This window comes from Aeromonas sp. 1805, assembly GCF_013085525.1.
Taxonomy (GTDB): Bacteria; Pseudomonadota; Gammaproteobacteria; order Enterobacterales; family Aeromonadaceae; genus Aeromonas; species Aeromonas hydrophila.
In genome coordinates this window covers 1,917,378-1,943,867 of sequence record NZ_CP038515.1, presented here as the reverse complement: position 1 = coordinate 1,943,867, position 26,490 = coordinate 1,917,378, and the positions used below count along the sequence as shown (strand labels likewise).

Sequence of the window (26,490 nt, the reverse complement as noted above, 5' to 3'; positions counted from 1 at the left end):
CAGCATGCAGTTGGAACAGAGCGTGCAAGAGGCCAGCTACCTGCTGCGCCACGACATCGACCTGCCCCTGACAGTGATGGCGGTACGCCGCCTCCCCTTCATCGCCAACCTGTCCGAGGTGGACCGTGCCATGCTCTCCACCGTGGTCTCCGAGCTTGGCAGCAACATCCTGAAATACGCGCAGCGGGGGGAGATCACCCTCACCCTCCACCATCCCAGAGGGCGCCCCTGCATCGACATCGTCGCCTGCGATCAGGGCCCCGGCATTGGGGACGTGCATCAGGCCATGCAGGATCACTACAGCACCTCGGGCACCCTGGGCCTGGGCCTGCCCGGCGTGCGCCGCATGATGTCCGAACTCACCATCAGCACCCCGCCGGAAGGGGGAACTCTGGTGCAGGCCCGCAAGTGGCTGGGCGCGGCGCCTCTGGTATCCAGGCCAATCGCCCCCCTCGCCTGTGCCGGCCAGCTGCACGCCGGCCTGCAACTGGCATGGGCCAGCGAGAACCGCCCCTGCTATCCGGAACGGGTCTCCGGCGATCTGGCCTTCATTCGGCCGGGGCCGGAGGGGATATCGCTGATCCTGATCGACGTAAGCGGCCACGGCGCCTCGGCCAACAAACTGGTACAGGTGCTGGAGGCGGCGCTGCAGCAGACCCGCGAGCAGGAGCCGGCCCGCCTGTTGCAACTGTTGCACCAGCACTGCATCGGTACCCGGGGCGCCGCCGCCGGCGTGGCCCTGGTCAACGGCGAACGGGGTGAGCTGAGCTATGCCGGCATCGGCAATACCCGCATCTGCCTGCGCGGCCGCGAGCCCTGGCGCGGCATCTCCCGCGATGGTGTGCTGGGAGAGCGCTTCCCCACCCCCTTGCTGCAACGCCAGCCACTCGTCGCGGGGGACGTGGTAATGCTCTATTCGGACGGTATCAGCGAATCCCTCAACCTGCGCGACGGTGCGCTGGATCTGGCCGCCGAGCCCGCCCAGCTGGCACGCCAGGTGATCGCCCACAGTGGCCGCTGCACCGACGATGCCAGCTGCATCGTGCTGCGGGTGCTGGCAGGAGAGGAGGACTAGATGCGGCAACTGATCGGCGAAACCCTGCTGTCAGGCCCGGCGGCGGCACTCACCGCCCGGCGCAAGGTGATCCAGGTACTCACCTGCCTCGACAGAAGTCCCACCTTCGTGGCACCGCTGGCAGGCGCCACCTCCGAGCTGGTACGCCAGCTGGTGGCGAACGCTGAGCCGCTGCAACTGCAGGTGTGGCTGGAGCCGCACGCGCAGGAGTTGTGGCTCTCGCTCTCGGCTGATGCCCCCTTCTCCCCCGAGCCGGATGGCCGCCATTCACGTGGTATCCGGCTGGTAGCGCACGCGGACAACGCCATCGCCCTGGTCTACCGCCTGCCCCGCTGGCCCGATGAACCGCTGCTGCAACAGATGCAGCGGCAGTTCGCCGAACCGACCCGGGACGAGCTGTTTGCGGTGATGCAGGCCAAGAACCAGGAGCTGGAAGTGGCCTATGAACTGGCGGAGAGCGCAACCCGGGCCAAGAGTGATTTTCTCGCCAACATGAGCCACGAGATCCGCACCCCCATGAACGCCATCCTCGGCATGTCCCATCTCGCCCTGCAGACCCGGCTCGATCCGCAGCAGTTCGACTACGTCAGCAAGATCCAGCGTTCGGCCCAGCATCTGCTCGGCATCATCAACGACATCCTCGACTTCTCCAAGATCGAAGCCGGCAAGCTGGATCTGGAGAGGATCGAATTCGATCTCGACCATGTGCTGGAGAATCTGGCCACCCTGGTGGGCGAAAAGGCAGAGGCCAAGGGCATAGAGCTGCTGTTCGAGGTCGACCACCAGCTCGACACCCTGCTCTATGGCGATCCCCTTCGCCTCGGCCAGATCCTGATCAATTACGCCAACAACGCGGTCAAGTTCACCGAGCAGGGGGAGATCCTGGTCAAGGTCAGCTGCCTGGAGAAACAACCCCAGGAAGTGTTGCTGCACTGCTCGGTACAGGACACCGGGATCGGCATGAGTCAGGAGCAGCAGCAGCGGCTGTTCCAGTCATTCCAGCAGGCGGACAGCTCCACCACCCGCAAGTACGGCGGCACCGGCCTCGGCCTCGCCATCTCCCGCAAACTGGCGGAGCTGATGGGCGGCGAGGTGGGGGTACAGAGCGAACCGGGCCAGGGCAGCACCTTCTGGTTTACCGCCCGACTCGGCCGGGGCAGGCGCAGATCCCGCTATCTGCCGAGCCTGGATCTGCGCGGGCGCCGCATGCTGGTGGCCGACGACAGTGCCAGCGCCCGCACCATCATGGCCGCCCTGCTGCGCAGCATGAGCTTTGTGGTGGACACCGCCGAATCGGGCCAGCAGGCACTGCAGATGATCGCCGGCGCCGAGCAGGAGGGGCAGCCCTACGAAGTGGTGTTGCTGGACTGGCACATGCCGGGGCTGGATGGCATCGAGACCGGCCGCCGCCTCATCGCCCGCGGCATGGGCCAGCGTCCCTACCGGGTCATGGTGACCGGCTACGGACGGGAGGAGGTCTTTCGCCAGGCCGACACTGCCGGCTTTGATCGGGTGCTGGTCAAGCCGGTATGCGCCTCCGTGCTGTTCGATACCGTCATCGGCCTGTTCGGCCAGCAAGCAAGCCCCCTCACCTTCAAGCCACCGCAGGCGACCCATCACTACCGCTTCGACGGGCTCAGGATCCTGCTGGCGGAAGACAACGAGCTCAATCAGCAGGTGGCGCTGGAGCTGCTGCGGGCGGTCGGCGCCGATGTCAGCATCGCCGGCAATGGCGCCATCGCGCTGGAGATGGTGGCCCAGACCCACTACGACCTGATCCTGATGGATATGCAGATGCCGGTGATGGATGGCCTGGCCGCCACTCGGCTGTTGCGCGAGCGGGAAGACGTCGGACAACACACCCCGATCCTGGCGATGACGGCCAACGTCATGGCCGGTGACCGCGAACGCTGCCTCGCCGCCGGGATGGACGATCACATCGCCAAGCCCATCGACCCCGACAGGCTGTATGCAGCCCTGCAGCGCTGGGCCACCTCCTTCAGCCGCGAGGTCAGCAGCAGACTCACTGCCTCCCGCGCATCCCCCGCCACCGCCTTGCTGCCACAACTGCGGGCACTCGGCCTCAACGCCGAAACCGCCCTGCAACGCTTGATGCACAACTGGGAGTGGTATCGGGATCTGCTGCAACGTTTCGCCCGCCAGGGGAGTCAGCCGATGGAAAGCCTGCTGGCTGCCCTGCAGGCGAATGACCGGGAAGAAGCGCATCGACAGGCCCATACCCTCAAGGGCATAGCCGCAACACTGGGGGCCGGGTCGTTGCAGGAGGTCTCGGCCCGGCTGGAGAGTGCCCTCGCCCGGGGAGATGACGCCGCCAGCCTGCTGCCGCTGGCCGAACTGGGTCTGCAACAGCAGCTGCAACTGGCCGCCGGTCTGCTGACACTGCTGCCGGCCCCTGCCGCCCCCGGCTTGCCGGAAGCCACCCCCGCCGAGCTGGCGCCCCTGCTGCACCAGCTGACCGGGCTGCTGCTGGAAGACGATGCGGAAGCCTTCATCCTGTTCCAGCGCAATCAGGCCAGGCTCGCCCCCCTGCTGGGCGAGGCGGCACCGGCCATGCACGATGCCATGACCCGTTTTCGCTTCGCCGATGCCCTGGCACATCTGCAACAAGTCCGGGCCCTCAGACCCGATCTGTTCAACCAAGAGTGAGGCCACCATCATGCTCAACTTGCTGGATCCCGATACCAAACCCACCCTGCTGGTGGTCGATGACACACCGGAGAACCTCTCCCTGCTCAGCGCTCTGCTCAGCCCCCACTACCGGGTCAAGGTCGCCATCAGCGGCCAGCGGGCGCTGGAGATCCTCTCGGCCGGCACCCGGGTGGACCTGATCCTGCTCGACGTGGTGATGCCCCAGATGGATGGCTATCAGGTAATGCAGGCGCTGCAGGAGATGCCGCAGGCGCGGGAGATCCCGGTGATCTTCCTGACCGCCAAAGTGGAGGAGAGTGCAGAGGCGCACGGCCTGGCACTGGGGGCCGTCGACTACATCCACAAACCGATCACCCCCGCCATCGTGCTGGCCCGGGTCAGAAACCACCTGGAGCTGAAAGCGGCGCGAGATCTGCTGCACGACCAGAACGCCTTTCTGGAGCAGGAGGTGGAGCGGCGCACCCGGGAGAATGAACTGATCCAGAACATCACCATCCACTCCCTCGCCTCGCTTGCCGAAACCCGCGACAACGAGACCGGCAACCATATCCTGCGCACCCAGCACTATGTGCGGCTGCTGGCGGAAACCCTCTGCGAGCACCCCCGCTTTCGTGCCGAACTGACCCCCAAGACCATCGATCTGCTGTTCAAATCGGCCCCGCTGCACGACATCGGCAAGGTCGGTGTGCCGGACCGGATCCTGCTCAAGCCCGGCAAGCTGGATGCGGACGAGTTTGCCCAGATGAAGCACCACTCCATTCTCGGCAAGGAGGCCATCGTCCATGCCGAGGAGGCGCTGGGGGTGGAGGTGGAGTTTCTGCGGCTGGCCAAGGAGATCGCCTGCTACCACCACGAGAAGTGGGACGGCACCGGCTATCCCTATGGCCTGATCGGTGACGAGATCCCCCTCTCGGCCCGGTTGATGGCGCTGGCCGACGTGTACGACGCCCTCATCAGCAAACGCTGCTACAAGGCCGCCATGTCCCACCAGGAGGTGGTGCCCATCATACTGGCGGGGCGGGGCAATCACTTCGATCCCGACATCACGGACGCCTTTGCCCGCATCCACCAGCAGTTCCACGAGATCGCCCTGCGCTACAACGACGACAAGGGTGAGCGGGAGTCCAACCGCGACTAGGCGGTGGCGGGCAGCAGGTCGGTGAAGACGAAGCCGTCCCGCTCCACCGTCTCCCCCACCCGGATGGCCAGCGGCCGCTGGAACATGGGGCCGTCCCAGGCCAGGGTATGAAACTCGCCGTTTTCGCCGCAGGGGTCCACCCCGGCAGGCAGGGCCGCCAGCAAGGCCGCGTCAAACTCATGCCCGCCGAGGGCGGCGGGCAGTTTGCGCGGATCCAGGGTGCTGATCCTGGCCCTGAGCCCTACCGCCATCATCTCGCCAGCCAGCTCGTCGGTCTTGCTGCCCCACAGCGGAAACAGCGGCGTGATCCCGGTCCCCGCCAGTTGCCGCTCCCGATAGGCACGCACATCCTCGAGGAAGAGATCGCCAAACGCCATGTGGCGGATCCCCTGCGCCACCACGTCCGCGATGAAGTCGGTCATGATGCGGGCGTAATCTTCATTGCTGCAGGGCCAGGGCAGGTCGATGGTGGTCAGCGGCAAGCCCACGCACTCGGCCTGTGCCAGCAGCAACTGCTTGCGCACCCCGTGCATGGCCACCCGTTCGAACGCCTGGTTGAGGGTGGTGAACAGTCCCACCACCTCGATGGCCGGATCCTGCCGCAGTGCGTGCAGCGCCCAGGCGCTGTCCTTGCCGCTGCTCCAGGAGAGCAGCACCTTGGTCTTCATATGATTTCTCCCGCTATCTTGAGGTCGGAGCCGGCAAGGCGCCGGCCATCGTCCCGATTATTCGTCCGGGCGAGGAGCCCGGCGCTTGAGCGTGTCGCTCCGTCTCACTGCACCAAAAAGCTGCAAGACAGTGTTGCGAATTGTGCGATTTACATCACGGGATGCAAAAGCATACCCTCGGTAATGAGCGTGTCCCCTGCAAGGATGGGGGAACAATAACTAAAAAAACGATGGGAAACATAAGGATATGACGACAGTCACACCAGCTTACGACCACAGCCGTCCCCTCAACCGACAGGATTACAAGACCCTGAGCCTGGCCGCCCTCGGCGGAGCCCTCGAGTTTTACGACTTTATCATCTTCGTCTTCTTCGCCGTGGTGATCGGCGAGCTATTCTTCCCGGCCGACATTCCCGAGTGGCTGCGCCAGTTCCAGACCTTCGGCATCTTCGCCGCCGGCTATCTGGCCCGCCCGCTGGGCGGCATCATCATGGCTCACTTCGGCGATCTCATCGGCCGCAAGCGGATGTTCACCCTCAGCATATTGCTGATGGCGCTGCCGACCCTGCTGATCGGCCTGCTGCCCACCTACGCCACCCTCGGCATCGCCGCGCCCCTGCTGTTGCTGCTGTTGCGGATCCTGCAGGGGGCCGCCATCGGCGGTGAAGTACCCGGTGCCTGGGTGTTCGTGGCAGAGCACGTACCCGCCCGCCGGGTCGGTGTCGCCTGCGGCACCCTCACCGCCGGGTTGACCGCCGGCATCCTGCTCGGCTCCCTGGTGGCCACCGCCATCAACCGCGGCATGAGCCCGGGCGAGGTGAGCGACTGGGGTTGGCGACTGGCCTTCGTGCTCGGCGGGGCATTTGGCATCGTCGCCATGTACCTGCGCCGCTGGCTGCACGAGACCCCGGTCTTTGCCGAGATGCAGGCCAACAAGGCGCTGGCGGAAGAGCTGCCGCTCAAGACGGTGCTGCGCAGCCACAAGGGCAGCGTCGTGGTCTCCATGCTGCTCACCTGGCTGCTCTCCGCCGGCATAGTGGTGGTGATCCTGATGACCCCCACCTACCTGCAGAAGGTGCACGGCATCAGCCCGGCCGATGCGCTGACAGCCAACTCGCTGGCCATTCTGGCGCTGACCTTCGGCTGCATCGTCTATGGCCGGCTGATCGACGCCCTCGGCAGCGGCCCTACCTTCATGCTGGGCTCATTGCTGCTGGCCGGCGCCAGCTACGCCTTCTATCACGGGCTGGCGACCGACACCAGCCAGCTGGTGCCGCTCTATGCGCTGGCCGGTTTCTCGGTGGGGATCGTCGGTGCCGTACCCTACGTCATGGTCAATGCCTTCCCGGCGGTAGTGCGCTTCTCCGGACTGTCGTTCTCCTACAACGTGGCCTACGCCATCTTCGGCGGCCTGACGCCCATGCTGGTCACGCTCTGGATGAAGGAGGACGTGCTGGCCCCCTCCCACTACGTGGTCAGCCTGGCTGTGCTCGGCTTCGTACTCGGCCTGCTGCTCTGGCTGCAGCAGCGCAGCCAGCGCCAGAGTGCGCCACAGGCCGCCTGAACCATCCCGAGCCCCGCCCAGTGCGGGGCTTTTTTCATATGGCTGGTGTTCAGCCCGGCCGACATAAGATAGCCTCCCTCTCGGGCCCCTCGACGGCCCGGGACACTCCTCCACCCTAGTCATCCGAGGTTCATGATGTTCTTTCAGGTCGTATTTCTCGCCTTGCTGGCGCTGCTGCCCATGGTCAACCCGCCCACCACGGCCACCCTGTTGCTGGGGCTGAGCAAGGGCATGTCGCGCGAGCACGTGCGCCGCCAGATCAACCTGGCCGCCATCTATCTGTTCTGCACCCTCTGCGTCAGCTTCTTCATCGGCTCCTCCATCCTGGATCTGTTCGGGATCTCCATTCCCGGCCTGCGTCTGGCCGGCGGTCTTATCATCGCCTTCATCGGCTTTCGCATGCTGTTCCCGGCACCGAGCCAAGCGGCCGGGGTCGACATCAACCAGAGCATCGCCTTCGTGCCGCTCACCATGCCCAGCATGTGCGGACCGGGCACCATGGCGCTGGTGATCAGCGGCGCCGCCCAGATCGCCGAGCTGCCGGACGAATACAACCGCTTCACCATCTATGCCGCCATGGTCACCGCCTTCGCCCTGATGAGCCTGCTCAGCTGGGGGGTACTCAAGCTGGCGGATCCGGTCTGCAAGATCCTCGGCGCCACCGGCATCGACGCCATGACCCGGATCATGGGCTTCTTGCTGGTTTGCATGGGTATGCAGTTCTGCATCAATGGCATCAAGGAAGTGGCGCAGGATCCGGTGTTCCACGGTGCGCCGGCGGCACAAACGGCACCCGCGTTGCCACACGTATCCGGCGCCCTTGATCAATTGCCAGACCCGCGCCAGCCCTGACTGAAAACGGTGTCATAAAAGCGCAGGAATCGTCGCTGATCTTGCGCCTGATCATGTTGTTGACACATAAATAAGTTAGTGTGTTTTTCATACAGATTCGATTCAGAGAGTGCTTGGTAGGTTTATGGATGGACACCCACTCACTTCAGGAGATGTGCAAATGGAAAAGATGCTGACCGAGATTGGAAGCTACAGCCTGTTTCATGAATATCTGAACGTGGTCGGTGCCGCCAGCCCCGCTCTGACCCGGATCAAGAGCCGGTGGGAGTACAAGCAGAGCGATCGTCTGGTTGCCCAGATCAGGGTCGATCAACAAGGCAACGCGCGCTTCTTCATCGACGCCCGCGCCATTTCGGTCAACTGACCGAGCCACGTATCTGCAGCCCCGGCCCTTGCCGGGGCTTTTTATTGGCTGACGCTCACCCCCCTCCTCGGCGTAATCAGCACCACCCAGCTCCCCCCATGGATATCACCGTGCAGGAATTTTCATAACTTAAAAACAAAAATAAATGGAATAATTAATTATGCGACATTGATCTCATCATAGAAATCAAAAATCGATAATCATGCCTGTCATCAAGAGGGATGTTTTACGCCGGGAGTGGCGATGACCTTAAGCAGAGGAAACGATGACCATTGACCTATCAAGCATGATTACCGAGACCCGCAACCCGGCCAGCGTCGAGATCGACCAGTTGCCGACCCTGGAGATGCTGCGTGTCATCAATCAGGAGGATCAGCAGGTCGCGCTGGCGGTCAGCCAGTTGCTGCCCGAGATCACCCGGGCGGTCGATGCCATCGCGGCAGCGTTCGGCAAGGGAGGCCGGCTGGTCTACATCGGCGCAGGCACCTCGGGCCGGCTCGGCATTCTGGATGCCAGCGAATGCCCGCCGACCTACGGCGTCTCTGCCGAGCAGGTGGTCGGCCTGATTGCCGGCGGCCACAAGGCCATCTTGCAGGCGGTCGAGAACGCCGAAGATGACGCCGAACTCGGCGCCCAGGATCTGAAAAACATCCAGTTCTGTGCCAACGACGTGCTGGTGGGCATCGCCGCCAGCGGCAGAACCCCCTACGTACTGGGTGCCATGGCCCACGCCAGAGCGGTGGGCGCCACGGTCTGCAGCATCAGCTGCAACCCGGGCAGCCCGCTGGCCCAGGCGGCCGACATCAGCATGGTGGCGGTGGTCGGCCCCGAGATCGTCACCGGATCTTCCCGCATGAAGGCGGGCACCGCGCAGAAGCTGATCCTCAACATGCTGTCCACCGGTGCCATGATCCGCACCGGCAAGGTCTACGGCAACCTGATGGTGGACGTGGAAGCCACCAACGCCAAGCTGGTGGAGCGGCAAAAGCGCATCGTGATGGAGGCCACCGACTGCGAGCGCGCCGTGGCGGAGCGGGCGCTGGCGCAGGCGGACAACCACTGCAAGACCGCCATCGTGATGATCCTGGCCGGACTCACGGCCGACGAAGCCCGCACCCGTCTGCAAAGCAGCAACGGCTTCATCAGCCAGTGCACCCACTGATCGGCCACCCGCACATTGGCCGGGCCAGGGACGGCAATACCACAACAAGAACGGGGTGCCCAGGCACCCTCATGACACAACAGACTGACTGGGTTCTTTATGGCAAAAATAACTGACACCATGGTTGGCCAGCTCATCCAGGCCATCGGTGGCCGCGACAACATCACCCACTGCGGCCACTGCATGACCCGGCTGCGGCTAAGCCTGGCCGACAGCCTGCATGCCGACCGGGATACCATTAAGCGCATCGCCGGCGTGATGGGGGTCATCGAGAGCGACGACCAGTTCCAGATCGTGCTGGGGCCGGGCAAGGCCCAGACCGCCTGCGAGCTGATGAACGGCATGCTGAGCGCGGGGCTCGGCGCACTGGAGACGCCTGCTGCACAATCCGCCGATCTGGGCGAGATCGCCGCCGCCAAGAAACAGGCGCTGAAGCAGAAACAGACCAGTGCGGCCCACCGCTTCCTGGCCAAGTTTGCCACCATCTTCACTCCGCTGATCCCCGGCTTCATCGCCGCCGGCCTGCTGCTCGGCTTCGCCACCCTGATCGAGCAGACCCTGCTGCTGGAAGGCCAGCAGGCGGGCAGCATGCTGGCCGAATTCGTCGGCTACATGAAACTGTTCAGCAAGGGCTTGTTCAGCTTCCTCAGCATCCTCATCGGCTACAACGCCCAGAAGGCGTTCGGCGGCTCCGGGGTCAATGGTGCCATCCTCGCCTCGCTGTTCGTGATGGGCTATGACCCGCAGGCCACCAGCGGCATCTATGCCGGGGTCAGCGACTTCTTCGGCCACCAGATAGATCCGCGCGGCAACATCATCGGGGTGCTGATCGCCTGCATCATCGGCGCCTCGGTGGAGCGTCAGGTACGCCGCTTCATACCCGACAGCCTCGACATGATCCTCACCTCCGGCATCACCTTGCTGATCATGGGGGCCGTCACCTTTGTCCTGATCATGCCCCTCGGCGTGCAGCTCTACAACGGCATGTCCTGGCTCTTCATCCACCTCAACGGCAATCCGTTCGGCACCGCCATTCTGGCCGGCCTGTTCCTCATCTCGGTGATGTTCGGCATCCACCAGGGGTTCGTGCCCGTCTACTTCGCGCTGATGGATGCCCAGGGCTTCAACTCCCTGTTCCCCATCCTAGCGCTGGCAGGGGCCGGCCAGGTCGGCGCCGCCCTGGCACTCTACAGCCGCGCCGGCAAGGACTCCCTGCTGCGCACCCAGGTCAAGGGCACCATCATTCCCGGCATCCTGGGGGTGGGTGAGCCGCTCATCTACGGCGTCACCCTGCCGCGGGTCAAACCCTTCATCACCGCCTGCTGCGGCGGCGCCCTCGGCGGCTTCCTGGTCGGCCTCATCTCCTGGCTGGGCCTGCCGGTCGGTCTCAATACCGTGTTCGGCCCCTCCGGCATCGTCGCGCTGCCGCTGATGACCTCGGCCCAGGGGATCTTCCCCGGCATGCTGGTCTACGCCGCCGGCCTCGCCGTCGCCTACCTAGGCGGCTACCTCATCACCCTGATGTTCGGCTGCAAGAACGTCGATCTGAGTTAATCCCCCCTCCGGATTTATCGCCAAGGTCTGGCCCCGAGCAATCGGGGCCACGGCCAAACTCACCCCGGCTCTGGCACAGAGCCCACACAGGAAAGACAACAATGAAACAGTCCATGCTTGCCCTGGCCATTCCTGCCCTGCTTGCCGTCGGTACGGCGCAGGCCGCCGCCATCTATCAGGCCGATGACGGCTCCAACGTCGATCTCTACGGTCGCCTCGGCTTCAACATCTCGGACAAGAAGAGCGGCAACGATCAGGGCGACTTCGACGGCCGTATCGGCTTCACCGCCCGCCAGACCGTCAACGAGCAGGTGGCCGTGATCGGCATGGCCCAGTACCAAGTCAATGCCGCCGAATACGCCAACAACGTGCAGAAGAACAGCAGCGATCTCACCGCCCGTTACGTCTGGGCCGGGCTCGATGGCGGCCAGTGGGGCAAGCTGACCGGTGGCCGGGTCTCCTCCGGACTCATCATGTTCACCGATATCGGCGACGTGTTTGCCGCCTCCGATGTCTCCATGGCGCGCCAGGCCAGCAAGGTGGACTCCACCGCGGTACAGGTGTTCCGTCAGGACGGCACCCTGCAATACCAGAACACCCTCGGCAATCTGGACTTGTCGCTGGCCTACATCCTCGGCAACGGCACCTCGGATCTCGACTACGGCTACAACGGCGCCCTGCGCTACACCTTCGATCTCGGGGCGGCGGGCAAGCTGGCGCCAGTCATCGCCTACCAGCAGAGCAAGGCGGCCCAGACCGGGGCCAGCAAGGTCGACCCCAATGCCGACGAGTACCGCTTCAGCGGCATCGGCACCCGCTACACCCTGGGCCCGCTGATGCTGGGCGCCCTCTATGCCAGGGATCAGGTGAGCTATCGCAACGGTCAGGCGGACAGCGAAGACAAGGTGTGGGAGCTGACCGCCGTCTACGACATCAACCAGAAGTGGGCCGCCCGCGCCGGCTACCGCCACCTCGACAACGACGGGGGGGACGGCATGAGCCTGCGCGACACCACCCTGGAGCTGCAGTACAAGCTCACTCCGCGCTCCTCCCTCTACAGCGCCTACGTGTTCCGGGGCGGTGAAGACGGGCTGGCCGGCAGCACGGTCACCAGTTTTGGCGGCAGCAGCAACAGCGAGGATTTCTACCACCTCGGCCTGCGCTACGAGTTCTGATCTCCTGCCGGCCAGTCGGCCGGCTTTTTGCCTTCTGCTGGAGCACCCCATGATCCGCCTCCCACTGCTCACCACCCTGCTGCTGTTGCTGGCCCTGCCGACCCAGGCCGCCCGGCTGGAGCTGGCAGACAACCTCACCCTGCTCGCCTCATCCCGGGGCAAGGCCTCTCCCTTCGAGCGCGCCCTCACGCTGCCCGCCGGTGAAACCCGGCTGCTGGTACGCTTCGACAGCCCGCTCGATCCCGGCTCTACCAACGAGAGCCTGGGACGCGTCCGCTCCGCCCCGCTGCTGCTGACCCTGACCCTGCCGGCCAGCGGCACCCTGCGGCTGGTCACCCCGCCACTGCCCACTCCGCAGGCCATTCGCCGCTTTGCGGCCAGCCCGGCACTGCAGCTGGCGATCGCTGATGGTTCCCGCCCCTTGCTGGCCACCGCGCTGCCGCGCAGCCAGGACAGCCTGCTGACCGACTATCAGGCGCTGCTGGCCCGTTACGACGGGTCGGCCAGCGCAGCCACCGCCCTGCCAGCCGTCATGCCCGTGCTGCCCGCAACCACCCCGGGCGCCGTATTCGTCGACCCTGAACTGCAGCGGCGCTACCTCGCTGCCGACGAGGCCCAGCGCAAGGCCTTCCTGCGCTGGGCCCTCGCCCTCTGAGCCGGCACTGGCCCATAAAAAAGGCTATGTCCCAATTACGTGTTGCATGGGGCGCCCCAGCGCCTCATGCAAGCAACGTGAGATATTCACTTCCTGCCCATAGCGTTCCAACATCCTTCGCCAACCCAGATAATTCCTCAGATAGTGGGTCGCGACCCCATGGAACCGTTCCATCCACTCCTTCAATCGCCTGTGGTACCCGTTCACATGTTGGATGTGATATGCACCCACCACCCGCTCTCCCGCTCGATTGCGCACCACTTGGTGTGTTATCCCTTGCCTCTCGCTGAAACTGGCATACACCCCGGCACCATCGCTGCACAGGACGGCATCCGGGGCGATAAGTGGCCGAAGCACTGCCTTCACCGCCCTGACATTCAACTGTTCCAACTGGAAGTCAGCCAGGTGGCCTGCTCTGTCTTGCACCACCATCACCGGGATGTAATCCGGTCCTGTGCCTCGGGTACGGCCTTTACCTCCACGATGGCGGGCCGGGCGGGACAATCCGCGCTGTCCTTTGAACGACTCTAGGAAGAAGGTCTCATCGACCTCGACGATACCCTCTTCCCGTACCGCCTGGTGGCTAGCCATGGCCTTCAGGAAGCGGTGACGCCACAAAAAGGCGGTGTTTTTACCGACCCCACAGCGGAGCGCCGCCTGCCGGACGGTCAGACCGTCGATGAGGGCCTGTGCATAGTCTTCCCAGCATTGTGGCTTGCGAAGTCGAGCGAGAGGCGTGTTGGTGAGAACGGAACTGGTGCGCAAACACTGCTTGCAGCGATAACGGCGCAGCCCTCGAGACCAGCCCCAGGGAGCCAGCAGTGTGGCCGCGGCCTGGCAGTGAGGGCAGCATTGGCATGCAGGCAGTTGAGTGGCCAACGAGGTGATGGGGTGAGGGGTGGTGAGTTCCTGTTGCGCGAGACGACGCTGACGCAAAGTGAGCAATGGGAAGAGGGACAGTAGATGTTGAAAGGCTTGGGTATCCATGATGGTGGCCCTCAAGGTGATGACCTACTTCAAGGTTAGCCTTTCAACACATAACTGGGACTGAGCCATAAAAAAACCACCCGCAAGCGGGTGGTTTTTTCTCTCGGCAGGTCTCGGCCTCTGTTGCAACTGGGCCCGCGTCACTCCTTGTTGAGCCGGTCGATGGCACCGCGAGTGCCGTCGATCAGCGCCCAGGCCTCGTCACGGCGCTGCACCAGGCCGAGGAACAGGATGTCGGTGATGGTGTTCTGGGCGGTACGTGACGAAATGGAGGAGATGCGCAACTCGTTCTCGTCGGCCACCGTGTCCAGCACCATGTCGGCCATCTGCCGCAGAGGGGTGTTGCGAAACGAGGTGACGGCGATCAGGGTGGCGCCGTTGCGCTTGGCCAGCTCGGCCGCCGCCAGCACGTCCCGACTGGCGCCGGAATAGGAGACCACCAGCTGGACATCCCCTGGTCCCAAAGTCTGGGCGATGGAGATCTGCACGTGGCTGTCCTGGGCGAACAGGGTGGTGACCCCGATCTTGAGCAGCTTGTACCAGAGATCCTTGGCGGTCAGCGCCGAGCCGCCGATCCCCACCAGCTGGACCCGGCCAGCCTGGTTGATGACGTCAAGCACCCGCGCCAAAGTGGCGTTGTCGAGGGCCTGGGTGGTCTCCACGATGGAGTTGATCTTCTCCTGGGCCAGCTTCTTGGCCATGGTCTCCAGATCGTCGTCACGGCCGATGCCGTTGTAGAGATCCCCTACGTTGTCGGTCTTGATGGCGTGCTTGCGCCCCAGATCCTCGCTGACCGCCAGCTTGAAGGCGGTGAAGCCCTTGAACCCGATCTTCTGGGTGAACTTCACTATGCTCGACTGGCTGACATCAGCCTGCTGGGCCAGCTCCTGGGAGGAGAAGTGGGTCACCTGCTCCGGGCACGCCAGGATGTAATCGGCGATCTTGAGCTCGCTGGGGGAGAGCTGACTGCGGATATTGGAAATTTTCGACAGGGTAAGCATGGGTTCTCTCTGCTGCTTGTTCTGCGGCGCCCTTACTGGGTGCCGCCCACGGTGAGCTGATCCAGCTTGAGGGTGGGCTGACCGACACCGACCGGCACGCTCTGCCCCTCCTTGCCGCAGACCCCGACCCCGCGATCCAGCGCGAGATCCTTGCCCACCATGGAAACCTGGCTCATCGCCTCGGGGCCGTTGCCGATCAGGGTCGCCCCCTTGATGGGCGCGGTGATCTTGCCATCCTCGATGAGGTAGGCCTCGGAGGCGGAGAAGACGAACTTGCCGGAGGTGATGTCCACCTGACCGCCGCCGAAGTTGGGGGCGTAGATCCCCTTCTTCACCGAGGCGATGATCTCAGCCGGATCATACTGACCCGCCAGCATGTAGGTGTTGGTCATGCGCGGCATCGGCAGGGCGGCGTAGGATTCGCGGCGGCCGTTGCCGGTGAGCGGCACGCCCATCAGACGGGCATTCTGCTTGTCCTGCAGGTAACCCTTGAGGATACCGTTCTCGATCAGCACGTTGTAGCCGCCCGGCGTCCCCTCGTCGTCGATGGAGACGGAGCCGCGCCGACCCAACAGGGTGCCGTCATCGACTATGGTGCAGTGTTTGGAGGCCACCTGCTCGCCGATGCGGCCGGCAAAGGCAGAGGAGCCCTTGCGGTTGAAATCCCCCTCCAGACCGTGGCCCACCGCCTCGTGCAGCAGCACGCCGGGCCAGCCGGCACCAAGCACCACCGGCATGGTGCCGGCCGGCGCATCGATGGCATCGAGGTTGACCAGCGCCTGACGCACCGCCTCGCGCACATAGCCAAACGCCCGGCTCTCCAGTCCGTCCAGCTCCAGAAAATAGTCGTAGCCGAAGCGACCACCGCCACCGGCACTGCCGCGTTCGCGACGATCGCCCTTTTCGGCGATGACGGTCACCGAGAGGCGCACCAGCGGACGCACGTCGGCGGCCAGGGTGCCATCGGTGGCGGCCACCAGCACCTCTTCATAGACGCCGCTGATGGAGGCCATCACCTGATTGATGGCGGGATCCAGGCTTCTGGCGAACTTGTCCATCTGCTCCAGCAGGGCGATCTTCTGCTGCTTGTCGAGGGTCTGCAGCGGATCCAGCGCCGGGTAGAGCAGGTTTGCTTCGGTGCGAGCCCACGCCTTCACCTTGCCCTGCGCACCCGCAGCCGCAATGCCACGGGCGGCGGTCACCGACTGTTGCAGCGCCAGCAGGCTCAGCTCGTCAGAGTAGGCGAAGCCGGTCTTCTCGCCGCTGACGGCGCGCACCCCCACCCCCTGATCGATGTTGTAGCTGCCATCCTTGACGATGCCGTCCTCCAGCATCCAGGACTCGTGCCAGCTGCGCTGGAAATAGAGGTCGCCGAACTCCACCTGATGGCTCATCAGGCTGCCGAGCAGCTGCTGCAGTCGCCCTTCGTCGAGGTCGTGGGGGGCCAACAGGGAGGCACTAACCTGGCTCAATAGACTCAATCTTTCTCTCCACTCTCGATGCGAGATGTCGTAACGGTTAAATCCCAGACCGTGGGTTCGCTTGGCGAAACGTCAGCGGACGTCCAACCCACCATCGGGTTTGCAAGTGTCCGACTCCCCCGCCACAGGGCGAATCGAACCTGCACATGTTCATAGCAGACGGGCATGGCCCAGCACCGGCATGGTGCGTTGCAGTTCGTCGACAAGACCGGGGTCCAGCGGCGCCAGCACGGTACCGCGCCCGCTGTCCAGGCTGGCCAGCACCCGACCCCAGGGGTCGATCACCATGCTGTGGCCCCAGGTCTGGCGCCCCGTTTCGTGGGTGCCGCCCTGGTTGGCGGCTACCAGGTAACACTGGTTCTCGATGGCACGGGCCCGCAGCAGCGGCTCCCAGTGCGCCTCGCCGGTCACGGCGGTGAAAGCGGCAGGCACCAGCAGCACGCGGGCGCCAGCGCGGGCCAGCCGGCGGTACAGCTCGGGAAAGCGCAGATCATAACAGATCGAGAGGCCGAGGGGACCAAACGGGGAGTCCACCAGCACAGGCTCCTCGCCGGGGCTGAAGGTTTCCGACTCCCGGTAGCGGCCGTGATTGTCCGCCACGTCCACGTCGAACAGGTGGATCTTGTGGTAGTGGCCCTTGCGCTCGCCGCTGGGGTCGAACACCAGGGTACTGGTGTGGATATGGTCGGAACCGGCGATGGTGGTCGGCATGGCCCCCGCCACCAGCCAGATGCCGTAATCACGGGCCCATTCGGCCAGTTGCTGCTGGATCGGGCCCTCACCTATGGTCTCGGCACCGTCCAGATACCCCTGCCGCTCGCCAAACAGGGCGAAATTCTCCGGCAGCAGCACCAGCAGTGGCCGCTCACTCGGCAACAGGGCCAGCTCGGCGGCGATCTGCTCCCGGTTATCCTGCCAGCGACGGCCCGATACCAGCTGTATTGCGGCTAACCACATGAGGCGCTCCTTGTCGTTGTTGCCACCGTCAGATGCTGACCGCATCGCCGGCCTGCAGGGTGTAATCCAGCACTATGATACGTTCCAGCACCGGGCGGAAGATGGCCTTGAGGGCATCATGATCCGGGTGGGGCAGATAGCGCTGGCGGGCCGCCTCGTCGGCAAAGGTCATCAGCACGCTGTGGGTGAAGCCCTCGGCCCGCCCCTCCGGGCTGTCATCCCGCCCCCACTCCACCGCCAGCACGCCGCTGACCTGATGGGGGATGGCGAGAAAGGCCGCGCGCACCGCGTCTATCTGTGCGGGCAGAGTGCCCGGCTTGAAGGCGATCAGCAGGATATGTCGGATCATGGCTCACTCCTTGTGATGGTGCCGGGCCGCTCGTTCAGCGCTGGGCGGGCCCCGCGTGTTTGGGGGTCAGCAGGAAGGGGGTCACCTCCTGCGTCGGCAGGTTGGGGGCCACCGCGTCGACCGCCTCCTTCTGCTGCTGATTGAGCTTGATGCGGGCCCGATCCCGTCCCGCCTCGATCAGCTTGGGATCGTCGATCGGGCCGGAGACCCGGAAATCGATGCGGGTGACCACGTCCACCACCGGCTCCAGCAGTTTGGAGAGCGCCAGCACATAGAGTCCGGTGATCGGGGTCAGCGAGAAGGCCGCCACCACCGGCAGGGTGCCACCCAGGTTGGGGGAGAAGCTCAGCTCGTAGTCGAGCCGCCAGCGCACCAGATCGGCGATACCCTCACCGCGCAGGTTGCCGGCCGCCCCCTTCATGTAGAAGTCGCGGTTGTCCACCACCCCCTGCTTGATCTTGGCGGAGGCCGACATGGACTCGAAGTAGAAGCCCTTGTCGAACACGTCGCGAAAATCGAGGCGCAGCTTGCGCAGCAATGAATCCAGGCTGAGCAGGGAGAGCAGTCGCGCCCCCTTGTCGTTCACCTCGCGCAGGGTGCCACCTTCCAGCTGATAGTCGGCGGTGCCGCTCAGGGTCGGCACGTTGGGCCGGTAGGGCACATCGCGCCAGCTCAGATCCAGCGCCATCTTGCCGGGCGCATCGCCGATGGGCGAGGTGTAGCCGAGCCGCTTGAGCAGCAGCTCGCTGTTGTTGCTGCTGATGTGGGCGCGGGCGCGGGTCTGCATGCCGTCCGCTCCGGCCAGCCACTCGGCGCTGCCGTTCAGCTGGCTGCCCGCCAGCCGCATCTCCAGCCCCTTGAGGCTCAGCTTGTCGGCTCCCGGGAGCAGTTCTCCCTTCACCTCGCCCAGCGGCAACTCGCCGAAGCGGCAGTCCACGCAGCTGAAGGTAAGCCAGGGAATGGCATCCATGATGGCTCTGTCCTGTCTGGCATCGGGATCCGGGCTCAGATCCGAACTCTTGCCGGACCAGTGGATGCGGGCAAATTTGGCGTCGATAGGCTGACGCTCGGACACCGGCAGGCGCACCACCCCCATCACGTCCGGGCTGTCGATCATCACCTCGGTGGCCTGATTGACCGGCCCCACGGTGAAGTGCACCGCCTTGAGGTTGGCGCTGCCGATGTCGGCGCGGGCCAGGCGGCCATCCACCCACCACTCCTGCGGCAAGAAAGAGGGGCCCACCACCGCATTGCCGCTGGGCGCCGTGCTGGCCGGCAGCCACTGCTTGAGACGGGCCAGCCAGCCGGCCACGTCGGCCTGCTGCTGGTTGATGGCGAGCAGCATGGGCCGGTCGCGCAGCACCCGGGCGCCGGGCTGCCCCACGTCAACCCGCACCCGGCTGAGGTAGGGTACGCCGTCGCCGTACACCAGCCGGCTCTGCATGTCCACGTCAGCCCCGAGCACGGCGCGGATGTCGGCACTGCCATCGCGGCCACGGGCGGTCACCTTGAGCGGCAGCCGGCTGCCGGCCGCCTTGGCGAGCGGGGCGGGCAGATCCAGCCCCATGCCCTGCAGGTTGGAGTCGAGCGCCAGCTGGAAGCTGAACGGCTGATCGCCCGGCAGGGTCAGCCCCAGGCTGCCGGCCCAGTTGCCGCGCCCCTTGAGGATGTCCAGCGCCGGGATGTCCTGACGCTGGCGGCGGCTGTCCCACTGTCCCTTGAACTTGAGATCGACCTGATAGCGATTGGGCTGCTGGCGGCCCTGATAGTCGAGGGTGAGCGGCTGGTTCCACAGGCTCGCCTTGAGGTTGCTGAAGCGGGTCTGCTCGTTGTCATACTCGAGCCGCCCCTGCACCTGCTCCAGCGGCAGATCCAGGCTGGTGACCCGCACCTTGTTGTTGCTGAACAGGGCGTCGCCGCTGGCCTTGACCTCGCTCTCGCCATCCAGCGGAATATCCAGCTTCACCGAGCCCTTCATGGGGCCGCGGATCTCCACCTCCCGCAGCGCCTGGCCGACCGAGCCGCCGAGCGGCGAGTCCTGCAGGTAGTCGCTGATGGCCTTGCCCTCGCCCTCAACCTTGGCGTCCACATAGAGGTGGGCCCCGGGATAGAGGTCCGGGATCCAGGCGTGCACCGAGTCGGAGCTGGCCTTGCCGAGCTGGGTGGCGCGGCTGTTCATATCGAGGCTGGCGTTCTGGAACAACAGATCGATCTGCAGGTCGGTAAGCGGTTGCCAACCGGGGAAGAATTCGTAGGAGGCCTGCTGCAGCGGCACCGCCACCTGGAAGATGCCCTCGCCCTTGCGGTAGGGGAAGTCGCGGAATTCGCCGTACCAGAGCAGGTCAGCCCCCTTGGCCTTGCCCCCCTTGATGGCACCGCTCAGGTAATCCACCAGGCTCTTGTCCATCACCTGCAGCGGATAGTAACGATCGGCGTTGGCCGCGTTCTTGACGTCGATGCGGCCGGTCAGGGCGAGGAAGGGGTGCTCGAACAGATCGAGCCGAAAGCGGCTGGCTAGGCTCAAGTCCGGGTTGTCCAGTACCAGATCCTGGCCATAGAGCACCCAGCCCTGCGCCACCAGCCACCAGTCGAGCCGCGCCGAGAAGCGATCGATGGGGATCGGCTCCTTGAAGTGGCGGGCCGGGTCTATCGCATCGTTTGCCAGTTGCAGCCGGGCGCTGCCGCCGGTCGGGGTGAGCCAGAACTCGCCGTTGAGGTCGCGTACGCCGGGCACGTCGTGCCAGGCGTTGACCCGGATGTGGGACAGCTGGCCGCTGACGGAGAGCCCCTGCCAGCCGGCATCCGCCTGCAGGATCAGATCCTGGATCTTGCCGGTCGGGCGGGTGCGCTTGAGGGTCTCGGTCAGTTCGGGATAGATCCCCGACACCAGCTGGCTCAGGTTGGCGATCTGGTCCAGATCGATGGCCGGCACATAACCCTGGATGCGATCGCCGACCCGCTCGAGCTGCAACCGGCTGTGCAGCCAGGGCTTGCCGTCGAGCTTGAAGGTGACGTCATGGCTGGCAAACTGCCACTCCTTGCCGTCCCGGCGCAGCTGGATCTTGCCCCCCTGCAGCCCGAGCCGGTGCAGGTCACCCTGTTTTTCATCCTGCCAGATCAGATAGTTGTCGCCGAACGCCAGCAGCGAATCCCCCAGCTGTCCGGCCTTGAACTCGCTCCAGAGCTGGAAGTCGAGCTGGCCGCTCACCTTGGGCTCCCCTGAGTGGGTACGGGCCAGCATGGGGCTGATGTCGAGCTGGCGGGCCCCCAGATAGAGCTGGCCCTTGAGCCGATCGAGCCGCACCTGGGGGGCATCCACGTCGACAATGAGGTCGAGGGTGCTCTCGCCCACCCCGTTGATGAGATAGGCCTTGCCGACCCCCTGATGGCGCTTGCCGCGGTTCTGCCAGCGCAGCTGGGCGATGTCGAGGGCGCGCACCTCCCCCAGCGCCGTGGTGAGGCTGAGGCGGGTGTCATGGATGTCGAAGGTGGAGAGCTGGGTCAGCAGAAAGCGCAGCAGGGCCTGCTGCTGGTCGCTGCCGTTGCCGGTTTCCGGCTCCGCAGGCTGGCCCAGATCCAGCGCGATGTCGCCATCGCTCAAGATCAGCTGGCCAAATACCGGCTTGAGTTCGTTGAGGGAGCGCCAGAAGTCGAGGTGGGCCCACACCTTGCCAAGACGCAGGGCGAAGCGGCCGGAATTTGGCGCGATCACCAGTTGCTGCAGTTCGAGGGCCGGGCCACGCTGGGTCCAGTCCAGCCCGATGCGATCGACGCTGGCCTCCAGCTTGCTATCGGCCAGCAGGGTATTGAGCAGCGCCTGTCGATGCTGATTGAGCAAGGGGCCGCCAAAGCGCACCAGGCTGACCAGGATGGCCAGCAGCACGAAGAAGACCCCGAGGGCCAACCAGCCCCGACTCAGCCAGCGATAGACCAATTACATCATCACCACGTCAAACTGCTCCTGCCCGCAGAGGGGCTCGCTCACCACCCTGACCTGCTTGCCGATGAACACTTCCAGTTCGGCCAGACTGTGAGACTCCTCGCCCCGCAGGTAGTCGGCCACCGCCGGGGCGGCATAGACGGTGAACTGATCCGCGTCGTAGGCCCGGTTGACCCGGATGATCTCCCGCAGGATCTCGAAGCAGACCGACTCCACCGTCTTGACCCGACCGCGCCCCTTGCACTCGGGGCACTCGGAGCAGAGCACGTGCTCCAGGCTCTCGCGGGTTCGCTTGCGGGTCATCTCCACCAGGCCGAGCTGGGAGAAGCCGTTGACGTTGGTCTTGGCACGGTCCTTCGACAGCGCCTGCTCCAGGCTGTGCAGCACCCGCCGGCGGTGATCCTCGGACTGCATGTCGATGAAGTCGATGATGATGATGCCGCCGAGGTTGCGCAGGCGCAGGTGGCGGGCGATGGCCGCCGTCGCCTCGACGTTGGTGTTGAAGATGGTCTCTTCCAGGTTGCGATGGCCGACGAAGGCCCCGGTGTTGATGTCCACCGTGGTCATGGCTTCGGTCTGGTCGATGATGAGGTAGCCGCCGGATTTCAGCTCCACCTTGCGCTCCAACGCCCGCTGGATCTCGTTCTCCACGTCGTAGAGATCGAAGATGGGCGACTCGCCGGAGTAGTACTCCAGCTTGTTGGCCAGCTCGGGCACGTACTCCTCGGTGAAGCGCTTGAGCTGATCGAAGCTCTGGCGCGAATCGACCCGGATCTTGTCGAGCTCAGCCCCGACGAAGTCGCGTACCACCCGAAAGGCCAGGCTGGGATCCTCGTAGAGGATCTTGCAGGGGGGTACTTCTGCTTGCGCTCCAGGATCTTGCGCCACAGGCGCTTCAAGAAAGCGGCATCCTGCTCCAGCTCCTGCTCACCCACCCCTTCGGCGGCGGTACGGATGATGTAGCCACCCAGCTCGTCCACATAGCCGGCCACGGTGCGCTTGAGGCGCTCGCGCTCCGCCTCGGACTCGATGCGCTGGGAGACGCCGACGTGGGCACTACCCGGCATGAACACCAGATAGCGGGAAGGCAGGGTGATATCGGTGGTAAGGCGGGCGCCCTTGGTGCCCAGCGGATCTTTCACCACCTGCACCATGATGTCCTGCCCCTGGCGCACCAGCTCGGCGATGTTGCCAGCCTGGAACTGCTCTTTCTCCTTCACCGCCACGCACTCGGTGTGCGGCACTATGTCGGAGGCGTGCAGGAAGGCCGCCTTGTCCATGCCGATATCGACGAAAGCCGCCTGCATGCCGGGCAGCACCCGGCTGATCTTGCCTTTGTAGATGTTGCCCACGATGCCGCGCTTGGCCTGACGCTCCACGTGCACTTCCTGCAGCAGACCGTTCTCGACCAGGGCAACCCGGGTTTCGGAGGGGGTGACGTTTACCAGCAGTTCTACCGACATAAGTTACCTTGCCTTTCTAGTTTTAAATTCTGGCAGCCAAACCGGCACGTGCCCGGTGAGTAACGCAGTAAGAAACAGCCGGTGCATGTCACCGACCTATGCCTTGCCTGTGATGGCTTCAAATTCTGATCGCCTTGCTGCGAGCGGTTCGCGGAACCGGCACAGCGCAACAAGGCAGCGGTTGGATTACCGGGACTGTTCCAGATGATGCTTGATCAGCAGGTCTGTTTCCAGCAGGGGCAGGCCGACCACGGCGCTGTAGCTACCCTCAATACGGCTGACGAACTTGCCGGCAATGCCTTGAATCGCATAGGCACCTGCCTTGTCACAGGGCTCACCGGTACGCCAGTAAGCCTCGATTTCGGCCTCGTCCAGCTTGCGAAACGCCACATTGGTGGTGACCAGCCGCACGTCGCAACGCTCCGGGGTGGCCAGCGCCACCGCCGTCATCACCTGATGCACCTTGCCGGAGAGCGCCTCCAGCATGTCCTTGGCGTCGAGCAGGTCGGACGGCTTTTCCAGCACCCGGTCACCCAGCACCACTATGGTGTCGGCGCCCAGCACCGGCAGCGCCGTGGGCGCGGCGGCCACGCCGGCCGTTGCCTTGTCGCGGGCCAGCCGGCAGACATAGTCCTGGGGCTTCTCGCCCTCTTCCCGCTGTTCCGGCACATCCAGCTTGAGTACCTCGAAGCGGTAGCCCAGCTGAGTCAGCAGTTCGTGACGGCGGGGCGAGCCCGAGGCGAGATAGAGTTGCAGTTCGTTGTGCTTGTTCATAATCACTTCGCGAGCCAGGGTACGGTTACAATGAGTTGTTTTTACTCATATTCACTTGATATTGAAGCGCCGGCGCACCTTGCGCAAGACCAGGAAAACCCAGGGCCATATTAGCATCGTGCTCAGGGTCGACCAAAAGTAGGCAAAATTGAGGCTGGCGCGGCTGAACAGGTGCTCGGCCCAGAAGATGGTCACCTTGCCCACCAACGAGAGGCAGCCGATGATCAGCGCCTGTTGCCAGAGGGAGAAGTTGCGGATCTTCTGGAACTGGAACGCCGCCAGATAGGTGGTGATGGCCATCGCCATGGCCCGCACGCCGAGGGTGCTGCCGAGCAGCACGTCCAGCAGCAGGCCCGCCACCCAGGCGGTGCCGACGTTGGTCCGGTGTGGCAGCGCCAGCGCCCAGTAGATGAGCACCATGGCGAGCCAGTCCGGCCGGAAGGGTTCGAGTTGGAAAGGAAGCGGCAGGATCGACAGACTAAGGGCCAGCAGGATCGAGATCCAGATCCAGATCCTGCCGCTGGCGGGTTGCAACATCAGCGCGTCGCTCCCGCAGCCGAAGGCGCCGCAGCCGGGGCTGCCGCAGGGGTCGGCGCCTCTTCATCGTCATGCACTTCCGGTTTCTTGTCGGTCCACAGCAGCAGCAGATAGCGCAAGCGGTCCAGCGCCACCAGCGGCTTGGCCTCGACCTGGGCGAAGGGCTTGCCCTCCACGTAGTCGGAGCGGGTCACGGTCGCCACCGGATAACCTTCCGGGAAGCGGCCGCCAAGGCCCGAGGTGACCAGCAGATCGCCGACCTGGACGTCGGTGTTGCGCGGCAAGTTGCGCAGCTCCAGCTTGTCGAGCTCGCCGCTGCCGGAGGCAATGGCGCGCAAGTCGTTGCGCAGCACCCGCACCGGGATGCCGTGGCTGGAGTCGGTGATCAGCAGGACGCGGCTGGTGGTGGAACCCACGTGCAGCACCTGACCTATCACCCCCTGATCGTTGATCACCGGCTGGCCGTTGTAGACACCGTCCAGTGCCCCCTTGTTGATCAGCACCTGATGGCTGAAGGGGTCGGAATCCACCGACAGCAGCTCGGCCACCATCTTGCGGGACTCCTTGTGCACCGGCGAACCCAGCAGCTCGCGCAGGCGCTGGTTCTCGTGCTCCAGATGATCCATCTTGAGCAGGCGTGAGCGCAGGGTGAACAGCTGTTGTTCCTGCTGCTTGGTCTGCTCGATGAGGCCGGCCCGGGTCTGCACCTGGGTCGACATGGTGTCGAGCATGATACCCGGCGCATTGGCCATGTATTGCAGCGGGCTGACGAGCGAACTGAGGTAGACGCGGACGTGGCTGAACACACCGAAGCGGGAGTCCGCTACGATGGCAGCAATGGAGATGATGACGGCGAGAAACAACCGTAACTGAAGCGAAGGGCCTCTACCAAAAATGGGTTTCATGGGTCGTCAAAAAAGAGCCGGCACGCTGGCCGGCTTTGGGTCTTATTCGTAGTGGAACAGATCGCCACCGTGCATATCGATCAGCTCCAGTGCCTTGCCGCCACCACGGGCCACGCAAGTCAGCGGATCTTCGGCAACCACCACCGGGATACCGGTCTCTTCCATCAGCAGACGGTCGATATCTTTCAGCAGGGCACCACCACCGGTCAGCACCATGCCGCGCTCGGAGATGTCGGAGGCCAGCTCGGGCGGAGACTGCTCCAGCGCCACCATGACGGCAGAGACGATACCGGACAGCGGCTCTTGCAGCGCTTCCAGGATCTCGTTGGAGTTGAGGGTGAAGCTGCGCGGCACACCTTCGGCCAGGTTGCGACCACGCACTTCGATCTCGCGCACCTCTTCGCCCGGATAGGCGGAGCCGATCTCGTGCTTGATGCGCTCGGCGGTGGCTTCCCCGATCAGGCTGCCGTAGTTGCGACGCACGTAACTGATGATGGCTTCGTCGAACTTGTCGCCGCCGATACGGACGGACTGGGAGTAAACCACACCGTTCAGGGAGATGATGGCCACTTCGGTGGTACCACCACCGATATCGACCACCATGGAACCGGTCGCTTCGGAGACCGGCAGGCCGGCACCGATGGCGGCAGCCATGGGTTCATCGATCAGGTAGACCTCGCGGGCACCGGCACCCAGAGCGGATTCCTTGATGGCGCGACGTTCCACCTGGGTGGAGCCGCACGGCACGCACACCAGCACGCGCGGGCTGGGGCGGAAATAGTTGTTGTCGTGAACCTGCTTGATGAAGTGCTGCAGCATCTTCTCGGTCACGTAGAAATCGGCGATCACGCCGTCTTTCATCGGGCGAATGGCGGAGATGTTACCAGGGGTACGACCCAGCATCTGCTTGGCGGCATGACCGACGGCAGCGACCGATTTGGCGTTCCCGCGCTCTTGGCGAATGGCGACAACTGAGGGTTCGTTAAGGACGATCCCTTGATCTTTTACATAGATCAGGGTGTTGGCAGTTCCCAAGTCGATCGACAGATCGTTGGAAAAGACGCCTCTGAGCTTTTTGAACATGGCTACGGGAAATCCTAAGAATTTGGAGGTGCAGAAAACCGGCTAACTTTACCAATGCCCACCCCAATCGGCAAGCGCTCAAACTGTCGCCAACCCATCAGGCGCGACAAAAATGCGAGTCATCACTCACCCGCAC

The 26,490-nt window shown here is 64.4% G+C and carries 21 protein-coding genes and 1 pseudogene; 10 read left to right on the top strand and 12 right to left on the bottom strand.

The features are described 5' to 3' along the window. Positions 1-4: 4 nt before the first annotated feature. Genes E5E96_RS09260 through E5E96_RS09250 form a run of 3 tightly spaced genes read left to right on the top strand, consistent with a single transcriptional unit; the run spans position 5 to position 4,883 of the window. Positions 5-1,075: an ATP-binding SpoIIE family protein phosphatase gene (locus E5E96_RS09260; RefSeq protein ID WP_171281989.1), complete on the top strand. Its 1,071-nt coding sequence runs from the start codon at positions 5-7 to the stop codon at positions 1,073-1,075. Beyond that, positions 1,076-3,742: a response regulator gene (locus E5E96_RS09255; protein ID WP_171281988.1), complete on the top strand. Its 2,667-nt coding sequence runs from the start codon at positions 1,076-1,078 to the stop codon at positions 3,740-3,742. It begins immediately after the preceding gene. After that, on the top strand, positions 3,681-4,883 hold the full coding sequence (locus tag E5E96_RS09250; protein WP_080602659.1) for an HD-GYP domain-containing protein: 1,203 nt from the start codon (positions 3,681-3,683) through the stop codon (positions 4,881-4,883). The genes E5E96_RS09255 and E5E96_RS09250 overlap by 62 nt, the downstream gene beginning before the upstream one ends. Here E5E96_RS09250 and E5E96_RS09245 read toward each other — a convergent pair. After that, positions 4,880-5,551, bottom strand: coding sequence for an adenine nucleotide alpha hydrolase (locus E5E96_RS09245; RefSeq protein WP_171281987.1), 672 nt, complete (start codon positions 5,549-5,551; stop codon positions 4,880-4,882). The genes E5E96_RS09250 and E5E96_RS09245 overlap by 4 nt on opposite strands. Positions 5,552-5,798: 247 nt before the next feature. Here E5E96_RS09245 and E5E96_RS09240 point away from each other — a divergent pair, with 247 nt between their 5' ends. From E5E96_RS09240 to E5E96_RS09210, 7 genes are all read left to right on the top strand, one after another. Then, positions 5,799-7,115, top strand: coding sequence for an MFS transporter (locus E5E96_RS09240; protein WP_045790820.1), 1,317 nt, complete (start codon positions 5,799-5,801; stop codon positions 7,113-7,115). Between the two features lie 135 nt (positions 7,116-7,250). Continuing rightward, entirely contained in the window at positions 7,251-7,967 is a 717-nt protein-coding gene (locus E5E96_RS09235; RefSeq protein WP_016349179.1) for a MarC family NAAT transporter, read from the top strand. A 160-nt stretch (positions 7,968-8,127) separates the two neighbouring features. Beyond that, positions 8,128-8,331 (top strand): hypothetical protein, encoded by a 204-nt coding sequence (locus tag E5E96_RS09230; RefSeq protein WP_005308127.1) that lies wholly within the window; start codon positions 8,128-8,130, stop codon positions 8,329-8,331. Positions 8,332-8,596: 265 nt separating this feature from the next. Continuing rightward, the gene (gene murQ / locus E5E96_RS09225; RefSeq protein ID WP_011704387.1) at positions 8,597-9,493 is read left to right on the top strand and encodes an N-acetylmuramic acid 6-phosphate etherase; all 897 of its coding nucleotides are present in this window, start codon (positions 8,597-8,599) and stop codon (positions 9,491-9,493) included. Positions 9,494-9,592: 99 nt separating this feature from the next. Further along, positions 9,593-11,047: a PTS N-acetylmuramic acid transporter subunit IIBC gene (gene murP / locus E5E96_RS09220; protein ID WP_171281986.1), complete on the top strand. Its 1,455-nt coding sequence runs from the start codon at positions 9,593-9,595 to the stop codon at positions 11,045-11,047. 101 nt (positions 11,048-11,148) lie between these two features. Further along, positions 11,149-12,222, top strand: coding sequence for a porin (locus E5E96_RS09215; RefSeq protein ID WP_171281985.1), 1,074 nt, complete (start codon positions 11,149-11,151; stop codon positions 12,220-12,222). Between the two features lie 49 nt (positions 12,223-12,271). Next, positions 12,272-12,877, top strand: a complete 606-nt coding sequence (locus E5E96_RS09210; protein WP_171281984.1) for a DUF2057 family protein — start codon at positions 12,272-12,274, stop codon at positions 12,875-12,877. Positions 12,878-12,901: 24 nt separating this feature from the next. On the opposite strand, the gene E5E96_RS09205 is transcribed toward E5E96_RS09210, so the two are convergent. From E5E96_RS09205 to E5E96_RS09155, 11 genes and pseudogenes are all read right to left on the bottom strand, one after another. Continuing rightward, positions 12,902-13,864: an IS1595 family transposase gene (locus tag E5E96_RS09205; protein ID WP_118880797.1), complete on the bottom strand. Its 963-nt coding sequence runs from the start codon at positions 13,862-13,864 to the stop codon at positions 12,902-12,904. Between the two features lie 140 nt (positions 13,865-14,004). Further along, positions 14,005-14,865, bottom strand: a complete 861-nt coding sequence (locus E5E96_RS09200; RefSeq protein WP_011704383.1) for an SIS domain-containing protein — start codon at positions 14,863-14,865, stop codon at positions 14,005-14,007. Positions 14,866-14,897: 32 nt separating this feature from the next. Continuing rightward, on the bottom strand, positions 14,898-16,346 hold the full coding sequence (tldD, locus tag E5E96_RS09195; RefSeq protein ID WP_171281983.1) for a metalloprotease TldD: 1,449 nt from the start codon (positions 16,344-16,346) through the stop codon (positions 14,898-14,900). A 150-nt stretch (positions 16,347-16,496) separates the two neighbouring features. Continuing rightward, on the bottom strand, positions 16,497-17,303 hold the full coding sequence (locus E5E96_RS09190) for a carbon-nitrogen hydrolase family protein (protein ID WP_049047580.1): 807 nt from the start codon (positions 17,301-17,303) through the stop codon (positions 16,497-16,499). Positions 17,304-17,331: 28 nt separating this feature from the next. Continuing rightward, the gene (locus E5E96_RS09185; RefSeq protein WP_043125753.1) at positions 17,332-17,652 is read right to left on the bottom strand and encodes a Dabb family protein; all 321 of its coding nucleotides are present in this window, start codon (positions 17,650-17,652) and stop codon (positions 17,332-17,334) included. Between the two features lie 34 nt (positions 17,653-17,686). After that, a complete protein-coding gene (locus tag E5E96_RS09180) occupies positions 17,687-21,586 on the bottom strand; it encodes a YhdP family protein (protein WP_171281982.1) in 3,900 nt (1,299 codons plus the stop codon). Continuing rightward, a pseudogene (gene rng / locus E5E96_RS09175) lies at positions 21,587-23,055 on the bottom strand (ribonuclease G). It abuts the gene before it with no gap. A gap of 186 nt (positions 23,056-23,241) precedes the next feature. After that, the gene (locus E5E96_RS09170; RefSeq protein WP_011704377.1) at positions 23,242-23,829 is read right to left on the bottom strand and encodes a nucleoside triphosphate pyrophosphatase; all 588 of its coding nucleotides are present in this window, start codon (positions 23,827-23,829) and stop codon (positions 23,242-23,244) included. Positions 23,830-23,880: 51 nt separating this feature from the next. After that, complete coding sequence (gene mreD / locus E5E96_RS09165; protein ID WP_005308115.1) at positions 23,881-24,366, bottom strand: rod shape-determining protein MreD; 486 nt, start codon at positions 24,364-24,366, stop codon at positions 23,881-23,883. After that, a complete protein-coding gene (gene mreC, locus E5E96_RS09160; protein WP_011704376.1) occupies positions 24,366-25,271 on the bottom strand; it encodes a rod shape-determining protein MreC in 906 nt (301 codons plus the stop codon). The genes mreD and mreC overlap by 1 nt, the downstream gene beginning before the upstream one ends. Positions 25,272-25,313: 42 nt before the next feature. Next, entirely contained in the window at positions 25,314-26,354 is a 1,041-nt protein-coding gene (locus tag E5E96_RS09155; RefSeq protein ID WP_005308111.1) for a rod shape-determining protein, read from the bottom strand. Positions 26,355-26,490 lie beyond the last annotated feature (136 nt).

What these genes read in the sequence shown, in the direction of transcription:
- E5E96_RS09245 (WP_171281987.1), bottom strand. Translation starts at nt 5,551, where the DNA reads ATGAAGACCAAGGTGCTGCTCTCCTGGAGCAGCGGCAAGGACAGCGCC.
- E5E96_RS09230 (WP_005308127.1), top strand. Translation starts at nt 8,128, where the DNA reads ATGGAAAAGATGCTGACCGAGATTGGAAGCTACAGCCTGTTTCATGAA.
- mreD (WP_005308115.1), bottom strand. Translation starts at nt 24,366, where the DNA reads ATGTTGCAACCCGCCAGCGGCAGGATCTGGATCTGGATCTCGATCCTG.
- murQ (WP_011704387.1), top strand. Translation starts at nt 8,597, where the DNA reads ATGACCATTGACCTATCAAGCATGATTACCGAGACCCGCAACCCGGCC.
- E5E96_RS09205 (WP_118880797.1), bottom strand. Translation starts at nt 13,864, where the DNA reads ATGGATACCCAAGCCTTTCAACATCTACTGTCCCTCTTCCCATTGCTC.
- E5E96_RS09185 (WP_043125753.1), bottom strand. Translation starts at nt 17,652, where the DNA reads ATGATCCGACATATCCTGCTGATCGCCTTCAAGCCGGGCACTCTGCCC.
- E5E96_RS09255 (WP_171281988.1), top strand. Translation starts at nt 1,076, where the DNA reads ATGCGGCAACTGATCGGCGAAACCCTGCTGTCAGGCCCGGCGGCGGCA.
- E5E96_RS09215 (WP_171281985.1), top strand. Translation starts at nt 11,149, where the DNA reads ATGAAACAGTCCATGCTTGCCCTGGCCATTCCTGCCCTGCTTGCCGTC.
- E5E96_RS09250 (WP_080602659.1), top strand. Translation starts at nt 3,681, where the DNA reads ATGCCCTGGCACATCTGCAACAAGTCCGGGCCCTCAGACCCGATCTGT.
- E5E96_RS09200 (WP_011704383.1), bottom strand. Translation starts at nt 14,865, where the DNA reads ATGCTTACCCTGTCGAAAATTTCCAATATCCGCAGTCAGCTCTCCCCC.
- E5E96_RS09155 (WP_005308111.1), bottom strand. Translation starts at nt 26,354, where the DNA reads ATGTTCAAAAAGCTCAGAGGCGTCTTTTCCAACGATCTGTCGATCGAC.
- E5E96_RS09260 (WP_171281989.1), top strand. Translation starts at nt 5, where the DNA reads ATGCAGTTGGAACAGAGCGTGCAAGAGGCCAGCTACCTGCTGCGCCAC.
- E5E96_RS09170 (WP_011704377.1), bottom strand. Translation starts at nt 23,829, where the DNA reads ATGAACAAGCACAACGAACTGCAACTCTATCTCGCCTCGGGCTCGCCC.
- E5E96_RS09190 (WP_049047580.1), bottom strand. Translation starts at nt 17,303, where the DNA reads ATGTGGTTAGCCGCAATACAGCTGGTATCGGGCCGTCGCTGGCAGGAT.
- E5E96_RS09235 (WP_016349179.1), top strand. Translation starts at nt 7,251, where the DNA reads ATGTTCTTTCAGGTCGTATTTCTCGCCTTGCTGGCGCTGCTGCCCATG.
- murP (WP_171281986.1), top strand. Translation starts at nt 9,593, where the DNA reads ATGGCAAAAATAACTGACACCATGGTTGGCCAGCTCATCCAGGCCATC.
- E5E96_RS09210 (WP_171281984.1), top strand. Translation starts at nt 12,272, where the DNA reads ATGATCCGCCTCCCACTGCTCACCACCCTGCTGCTGTTGCTGGCCCTG.
- E5E96_RS09240 (WP_045790820.1), top strand. Translation starts at nt 5,799, where the DNA reads ATGACGACAGTCACACCAGCTTACGACCACAGCCGTCCCCTCAACCGA.
- mreC (WP_011704376.1), bottom strand. Translation starts at nt 25,271, where the DNA reads ATGAAACCCATTTTTGGTAGAGGCCCTTCGCTTCAGTTACGGTTGTTT.